Origin of the sequence: Selenomonas sp. (assembly GCF_052169755.1) — a bacterium.
GTDB lineage: Bacteria > Bacillota > Negativicutes > Selenomonadales > Selenomonadaceae > Selenomonas.
This window is the reverse complement of sequence record NZ_JBQNBV010000099.1, coordinates 1-7747: the sequence shown is the minus strand read 5'-3', so window position 1 is coordinate 7747 and position 7747 is coordinate 1. Positions and strand designations below refer to the sequence as shown.

Sequence of the window (7747 nt, the reverse complement as noted above, 5' to 3'; positions counted from 1 at the left end):
ACTATGGAACCATCCCTTGAACAAGTATTCAAAGACCCATTTTACAAAATCACCTACAAGATGTCCCTGATCCTGACCGTCGGCAGGCTCATGATGGAGAACGGCGCGGACTCTGACCGCACAGCCCGCTACATCATGCGCGCGGCGGCGTACATGGGAATCCCCGCCGAACATGTCGGCTGCCATATCATGTATACGACGCTTCTCCTAAACGTCAAAAACGAGGAGCACACCTATACGGAAATCACCAAATGCCGCAAGCACAATGTCAGCATGAGCGTTCTCGCCGCCGTCAGCCGTACAATGTGGCGCGCCATGCGCGACGGCTGGTCGCTCGAACGCTTCGAGAAAGAGCTCGATCGCATCGAAAGCCGCAAAAGCCCCTATTCGCCCTTTGCAATCGCCATCGGTTCGAGCTTTGCCTGCGGCGGCTCCTGCCTGCTCTTCGGCGGCGACTTCATCGCCTTTTTCATCACGGCGGTCTGCGCCTTCTTCGGCTTCTATGCACGCACGATCTGCAACGAGCGCGGCTTCAACAACTATGCGGGCATCGCCATCGCCGCCTTCGTCGCGACGTCCTTGGCAGCGCTCTCCCAAGGCGTAGTCCAATCCGCGACGCCCATGCACCCCATCGTCGCCTGCGCCCTCTTCCTCGTGCCCGGCGTGCCGCTGATCAATGCGGCAGATGATATGCTCAACAACTTCATCATGGCAGGCATCACGCGCGCCTTTCATACCGTTCTCATCGTCGGCTCGATGGCGTTCGGCACGGCGGCGGCGCTGCACCTCGGTCATATCACCGACTTTGCGACCATCAGCCTCAGTCCCGGCGACATCTACCTCTACCACCCGCTCGCAGCGGCGATCTCCGCCGGCGGCTTCTCCATGCTCTTCAAAGTGCCGAAACGTGTCCTCTGGGTCGTTTCCGTCGGCGGCGCCATCACCGTCCTCCTGCGAAACATCTGCATGTTTGATTTCGGTCTGAGTCAAGCGGCAGGCACATTCATCGGCGGCGCCGTCGTCGGTCTCCTCGCGCTCAACGCCCTGCGCTGGTTCCATGTGCCGAACGTCGTCCTCCGAACGCCGTCCGCCATCCCCCTCGTGCCCGGCATCCTGCTCTATCGCCTGCTCTTCACGCTGCTCAACATCAACGAAGTCAGCACCGACATCCTCCTCGGCGCGCTTAGAAACGGCATCGAAGCCGCGACCATCCTCATCAGCATCGCTGTCAGCGTCGCCATCCCGAACATCTTCTGGTCGCGCCGGATTCGCAAAAACAAACTCGCACAGGAAAAGAAACTGCTCGCATCGAGATTCGTCGATCAGGAAGATTGAAGCAACATCGAAACACGGACTGTCTATGCGCAGTCCGCTTAAAATTATCGCAATATTCCAAACTATAATTATAGAATAACCTCAAGGCATACACTCGTTGTGCGCCTCCGTCCATCGTCTTACATGAAAGGAGCCTCTCATGGAACCCACGAAAGAACATGTTCTCACGCACCCCTTCTCCCAGATCATCTACAAAATGCATCTGATCCTCCTCGTCGCCCGCACGATGATGGAAAACGGCGCCGACTCCGACCGCACATCACAGTACATCATGCGCACGGCGGCATATATGGGCATCCCCGCCGAAAACATCAGCTGCCACATCGCCTACACGACCATCATGCTCAACGTCAAGGACGAGGAGCGCACCTACACGCGCTTCAGCAAGTGCCGCACGCATCGCGTGAACATGCTCGTCCTCTCCGCCGTCAGCCGCATGATCTGGCGTGCCATGCGCGACGCGTGGTCACTTGAACGCTTCGAGCGCGAGATGGAAAAGCTCGATGAGCGAAAATCTCCTTACAGCGGCTTCTTGACAGCGCTCGGAGCCGGCTTCGCGTGCGCCGGCTCCTGCGCCCTCTTTGGCTGCGATCTCGCCGCCTTCTTCATCACGGCGCTCGCCGCCTTCCTCGGCTTCTATATGCGGCGCTTCTGCAACGAACACGGCTTCAACACCTATGCCGGCATCGCCATCGCCGCCTTTACCGCGACGCTCGCCGCCGTATTGCTGCAAGACCTCGACCTTTCTGCGACGCCCATGCTGCCCATCGTCGCCTGCACCCTCTTCATCGTGCCCGGCGTGCCGCTCATCAATGCGGCGAATGATCTTCTGAACCACTTCATCACCTCGGGCATGACGCGGGCGTTCGACACGCTCCTCATCGTCTGCAGCACGGCGTTCGGCATGGCGTTCGCCCTGCGCCTTGGACACGTCAGCTCGTTTACGACAGTGAGCCTCAGTCCCGGCGAGATCTACCTCTACCATCCGCTCGCCGCCGCCATCGCCGCCGGCGGTTTCTCTCTGATCTTCAGCGTGCCGCGCCGCCTGCTCTGGGTCGTCTCCACGGGCGGCGTCATCACAATCCTCCTCAGAAACATCTGTATGTTCGAGCTTGGCATGAGCCAAGCGGCCGGCACCTTCCTCGCCTCCGCCTTCGTCGGCGTCCTCGCGCTCTCCGCTATCCACTGGTTCCACACACCGAATATCGTTCTGACGATCCCCTCCGCCATCCCGCTGATCCCCGGCGTTCTTCTCTACCGTTTTTTCTTCACACTCTTAAATATCAACGAAGTCAGCACTGATCTTTTGCTCGCGGCGCTTCGAAACGGCGTCGAAGCCGCGACCATCATCGCCGGCATCGCCATCGGCGTCGCCATTCCCAGCATCTTCTGGTCAAGGCAGATCCAGCGCAACAAGCTCGCACAGGAGAAGAAGCTGCTCGCATCGAGATTTGTCGATCAGGAAGACTGACGGCACGATGCTCCCATGAAATCAACATGCAAAAAAGCGTGCAGCAGATTCGATTCCGCTGCACGCTTTTTATCGACCAGACTCGGTTACAAGCGCACCGTTTTGAGATTGCTAAAATGATGCAAAAGATGCGCTAAAAGACGCAAACTGAATGAAGCGTCCACTTACATCTCTCCGCCGCCCCCAATCGCCGCGTTATGATCGTTCGACCACTTGTAGCCGAGGAACGCGCCGACGAGGTTGACGACTGCCGCCACCGACGGGTCGACCAGAATGCTGATAATCCAGCTGACGGCAATCAGTGCAACAACGGCGATGATGCCCTGCTTGCTGAAGCCCGTGCTGTAGAAGATGCCTAGGATGAAGAAACCGAGAATTGCGCCAAGAATGGGGCTTTTTTTGTTCATGATGAATCTCTCCTTTTATACCTTAGAATGAAAGAATAATACCGGCGGCAGAAGATCTGCCGCTCATTCAGTAAAGGTCGTGATGTTCCCGTCCTCGATGTTGAATACAGCCATCTCCGAAAGGGCGCTTTCGCCCGTCGGAGCAAGGAACTCAAACAGATAGCCGTATGTGCCGTCGCCAAGTTCTGCGTCCTCGACTTTGGGATGACTGCCGATTTGGAAAGTCTCGGCTTCGACGACGGTCAATTCACTATAATCGTCGGAAACCGGCTTCGCGAAATGGATCGTCGTGACCATATCGCCCGCCTTCAAGGGCATCAGATCTTGCTCACTCGTGCCATTTTCCTCAAGCTCTCGGTATGCGCCGAGGATGTGATATTCCTGCGTGTCATAGCTGTATTTGACTTGCAGGAAGCACTCCTCGCCGTTAATCTTGATGGGGATGGAATAGAGGTTGTAATCGTCGCCCTCTTCGGTGATCTCGATGTAGACGGGGTGTCCGTCGAGCATCGGCCATGTGCCGCCGAAGTTGTCACGGAAAACGCCCGTGTCCCAGTCGGCGTCGATGTTTGTATCGCTGCCGAGGTGGATCACAACATTTTCGTCGAGATAGAGCAGTTCGCAGCGCACCGACGAAAGGAGCGCCATTTCGCTTTCACTGAGCGTGACGGAAACGCTGCCGTTCGACGGATCGATATCGACGGCGCGGTCTTCAAGCTCTGCAAGATCATTGGACTTAGCAAAACATACTCCCGCTTTCACCGATGCATCATCGCCGCCGCCCGCAAGGATGAGCATCAAAAAAAGAACCGCGAAAGCCTGTCCCAGTATGCGGCAAAAACGATTCATCAACATATTCCCTCCTTCGAGTTTTCTTTTCCTATTGCCCGCGCTGGACAATCCGTCTTTTCTTACTTCTCGCCGTCAAGGAACTTCTGAATCGCCTTCGGATCTTTCGGCGCCCAGTGCAGCGTCTTGCCGTCGTCGCTCTTCACCATATCGCACGGTACTTCAAGCGTCTTTTCCGTGTCATAGGGAATCTCGTCGATGAACTTGCGCAAGACATCCATCGCTCCCTGCTGATAGGCTGGATCGTTGCGGACGTCGACGCCCTGCTGCTGTGCAAGACCGAGAACAACACCCAAAGCGACGAGATCTTCGTTCGTCTGCATCAGCTTGTCAAACTCCGCCTTGTCGACCGGCGTTGCCGAAAGCTCGACGACGGGATGCTCGCTGTCGTCCTTCTTGACTTTCGCCTTGAGGCTCATGTTCGCCTTGCGGTCAGCGACATAGTAATTTGTGATGGCAGTCGCATTGTCCTCGGTGAGCATCATGCTCTGGAACATCTGATCCACTTCGGTCAGGAGCGCCTCGCTGATCTTATCCTTCTGCTCCTTCGTCATGCCCGTCGCTTCAGTCTTATCCGTATCGCCGTAAGTATACAGCTCGGCATAAGCAAGGACAGCCTTATCCGCCGTATCCTTCGGCTTATCGCCGCAGCCCGCAACCAAGAACATCGCCAGAACGGCAATGAACGGCAGCAACATTCTCTTTGCCAACATCATCTTCTCCTTCATGTCACACTCTCCTCTTATATTTGTTTTCGGAAAAAGTACGGCAACACGCAAAGATAGAAAAAGCCATGCTTTCTCCACCTCTCGAAGTTCTTTGCCGTCTGCATTCCCTTTCAGTTGATTATGGCAAAAAAAAACACCTTCTGCAAAGAATCTGCAAAAAGTGGTTTTTTCTTGCATGAAAGTGGTCGAAGATGCGACGCCGAAAAAGCCCCGAGGGGCTTTTATTCCAAGGCTTCCGATTGCATCCTACCTGTTCAGCATATACTGCATGTACGCCACCTTGACCGCCCCATACCGTCTGCGGCTGATCGGCAGGCGCATGCCGCTTGTGAGCACGAACGCCCCCTCTTCCATGATTTCGATTCTGTCCATATTGACGATGATACGATGGTAGCACTCAAGAAAGCGTTTGTCGCACAGCAGTCGCTCCGCGCTCCATTCATAGGTGAAGGGACGCGAGAAGTGAAACGCTTGCTCTTCAAGGACAACGTGCAGCCTGCCGCCTTCGATATCGACATAGAAGATCTTTTGGAAAGGAATCTCCAAGGCTCGGCCATTGTATTCCATATTGAGGACGCGCAAGGACTGATCGCGGCGCGCAAACACATGGCGCAGAGCGGCGCGGAAAGCATCCTCATCCGCGCCCAGCGGCTTGAGGAAGTAGCCGTCGGCAAAGACGCGATAGCCCTCCATCAGATACTCCTCGCTCGTCGTCAGGAAGATGATGCCGACATCGGCGCTCTCAGCACGCAGGCGGTGCGCCGCTTCCATACCATCAATGTCGGGCATACAGATGTCGAGGATCACAAGATCATACGGCTGCTTGTCGAAGCACACCAAAAACGCTTCCGCCGAAGCAAAGAGGTCGATCTGCACGACAGCGGTTTCCTTCGACCAATACTGTGCAAGCATCTTCGCAAGATACTGCCGCGCTGCCTCGCGCACCTCTTCTTCATCATCGACAATGGCAATACGCATCGTTTTCCGCCTTCCTTATGACCCTGTCATTCATTTGACGAAGTATAACTTCTATCGTATAATACCACAAAACCATGCATAAGGGAATCACCGATAAATTCAGCGCTTCTACAAGAAAACAGTCTGGAGGGCTTGCCTTGAACGAAAACAGTTTCAACGTCGTCTTCACTACCTTCCTTTTCCTCCTCGCTCTCCTGCCCGCCGTATACCTGCGCTACCTGCCGTTTCACACCATCCTCACGCCGAAGGTGCGGCGGCATCTGCTGCGGGGGTATGCCGTCATCTTCTTTGCCGAACTTGTCATTTCCCTGCTGCTCTTCTTTTTCGGTGTCCTGTCCTACAGCTTTTACACGTTCAAATCCTTTTATATATTCTGCGGCTTCCTGCCCTACTTTCTGCTGAATCTCTGCCTGATTCGACCGTACGTCGCGCAGCACATCTTCATCCTCGGTATGCAGTTCATTCTCAGCGCCACAGTCTCAACGGTCTCGATTTTACTCGTGCTGATATTCACCGGAGAAAGCGCTTTTTTCGACTACTTCTCCTCCTACTGCGCCTTGAATCTCACGATCTATCTGACTATCCTGCCCATCGTGCGGCCTTTCTTCGAGCAAATTTTTCTGCGCTTTTCCACGATCAGCACCGACCGCTTCTGGGTCTACATCTGCCCGCTGCCGCTCCTCATGCTCATCCACGACATTTACTTCTCCGCCTCGGCAAAAATCCTCGCTGTCCGCCACCTCTTCCCGCGCCTCCTGCTGCTCGTCTCCGGCGTGCTCATCGCCCTCACCGCCTGGCGCGGTCTTGAGTACATCCTCCGGCAGGCGGCGACGACCGAGCGAAATCTCATGCTTCTGACGCGTATAAATTCGATCGGCGAATACACGCGCACCTTGCAGGACAAGCAGGCGCGTCTCGCCATCGTACGCCACGATCTCAGACACAACGCACAAATGCTCGCCGATCTCATCTCACGCGGCGAAGAGGACGCCGCCATGCAGCTCGTCAAAAGCATGAACGCGCAGATCGACGCGACGCGCGTCGAGCACTTCGCAGGCAATCCTCTGATCGACGCCGCGCTCTCCGTCTATGTACGGCAGGCGCGTCAAAAGGACATCGCCGTCGAGATCAAGGTCGACATCCCCGCTTCCTTTACCGCAGAAGTCGACCTCTCGCTCGTCCTCTGCAACCTTTTCGAAAACGCTATCCATGCGGAAGAGGACGAACCGCCGTCACAGCGCGCCATCCGCATCCTTTCGCGCACAAAAGGCGCCAGTCTCTTCTTCTCCATCGAGAACCGCACCAGTGCCCCCGTACCGCTCAATGCAGACGGTCTGCCCGAAAGCAAGGATTGCCTGCCCGATCATGGCCACGGCACACGCTCTCTGCTGCTCTTCGCGGAAAAATACGGCGCCGAGTTCTTCACGAAGCAAAAAGACGGCTGGTTCAGCGTACTGCTGCATGTGCCGGCGGTCGAGCGTATGGAACGATGAGGGAAATGACCACTTTCATGCAAGATTTCGACACTTTTTTCCGATTTGTTGAAAAGCATTCATCCATCTGCTAAACTAGGGAAAAGTAAGGCTAACGCATATAAGAAGGAGATGTTTCTTTATGAAAAATTGGTTCAAAGCTTTTGCTGTCATGGCTTCCTGTGCCGTCATGCTCGGCACGGCAGGCGTCGCTTCGGCAGACGAGTACGAGTACGAGGGCTATGACGAGAACGGCAACTATGTCTACGCCGTAGCGGACGATGAGGGCAACGTCGCTGCCGTAGCCGTGGATGCGGACGGCAACTACTCCGTCAGCGCCGAGGGTGCAGACGGCAGCACCTACGACGAGGATGGCTACTACTATTAAGCAAGAGCCGCGAAACGCCCGAGATATGTATGTAGCACATACATATCTCGGGCGTTTTTCATTGGATGCGTTCTCAAAGAAACGCGGCTAAGAAACAGCTCACATAGCGCTCAAGGGCA

General features: G+C 55.5%; 8 protein-coding genes. 4 read left to right on the top strand and 4 right to left on the bottom strand.

Annotated elements, in window-relative coordinates; genetic code table 11:
* Positions 1 to 3 precede the first annotated feature (3 nt).
* Both ACTTKG_RS07740 and ACTTKG_RS07735 read left to right on the top strand, forming a co-directional pair.
* Complete coding sequence (locus tag ACTTKG_RS07740; RefSeq protein WP_442673646.1) at positions 4 to 1335, top strand: threonine/serine ThrE exporter family protein; 1332 nt, start codon at positions 4 to 6, stop codon at positions 1333 to 1335.
* Between the two features lie 139 nt (positions 1336 to 1474).
* Complete coding sequence (locus ACTTKG_RS07735) at positions 1475 to 2806, top strand: threonine/serine ThrE exporter family protein (RefSeq protein WP_442673645.1); 1332 nt, start codon at positions 1475 to 1477, stop codon at positions 2804 to 2806.
* A 164-nt stretch (positions 2807 to 2970) separates the two neighbouring features.
* On the opposite strand, the gene ACTTKG_RS07730 is transcribed toward ACTTKG_RS07735, so the two are convergent.
* The 4 genes from ACTTKG_RS07730 to ACTTKG_RS07715 form a co-directional block, all read right to left on the bottom strand.
* Positions 2971 to 3213 carry a phospho-N-acetylmuramoyl-pentapeptide-transferase gene (locus ACTTKG_RS07730; RefSeq protein ID WP_442673644.1) on the bottom strand — a complete coding sequence of 81 codons (243 nt, stop codon included), beginning with the start codon at positions 3211 to 3213 and terminating at the stop codon, positions 2971 to 2973.
* A gap of 63 nt (positions 3214 to 3276) precedes the next feature.
* Positions 3277 to 4068 carry a hypothetical protein gene (locus ACTTKG_RS07725; protein WP_442673643.1) on the bottom strand — a complete coding sequence of 264 codons (792 nt, stop codon included), beginning with the start codon at positions 4066 to 4068 and terminating at the stop codon, positions 3277 to 3279.
* Between the two features lie 56 nt (positions 4069 to 4124).
* Positions 4125 to 4790, bottom strand: coding sequence for a DUF5105 domain-containing protein (locus ACTTKG_RS07720; RefSeq protein WP_442673642.1), 666 nt, complete (start codon positions 4788 to 4790; stop codon positions 4125 to 4127).
* Between the two features lie 246 nt (positions 4791 to 5036).
* The gene (locus ACTTKG_RS07715) at positions 5037 to 5768 is read right to left on the bottom strand and encodes a LytR/AlgR family response regulator transcription factor (RefSeq protein ID WP_442673641.1); all 732 of its coding nucleotides are present in this window, start codon (positions 5766 to 5768) and stop codon (positions 5037 to 5039) included.
* A gap of 137 nt (positions 5769 to 5905) precedes the next feature.
* Between ACTTKG_RS07715 and ACTTKG_RS07710 the strand changes: the two genes are divergently transcribed.
* Both ACTTKG_RS07710 and ACTTKG_RS07705 read left to right on the top strand, forming a co-directional pair.
* Positions 5906 to 7261, top strand: a complete 1356-nt coding sequence (locus ACTTKG_RS07710; RefSeq protein ID WP_442673640.1) for a GHKL domain-containing protein — start codon at positions 5906 to 5908, stop codon at positions 7259 to 7261.
* A gap of 121 nt (positions 7262 to 7382) precedes the next feature.
* The gene (locus ACTTKG_RS07705; protein ID WP_442673639.1) at positions 7383 to 7628 is read left to right on the top strand and encodes a hypothetical protein; all 246 of its coding nucleotides are present in this window, start codon (positions 7383 to 7385) and stop codon (positions 7626 to 7628) included.
* Positions 7629 to 7747 lie beyond the last annotated feature (119 nt).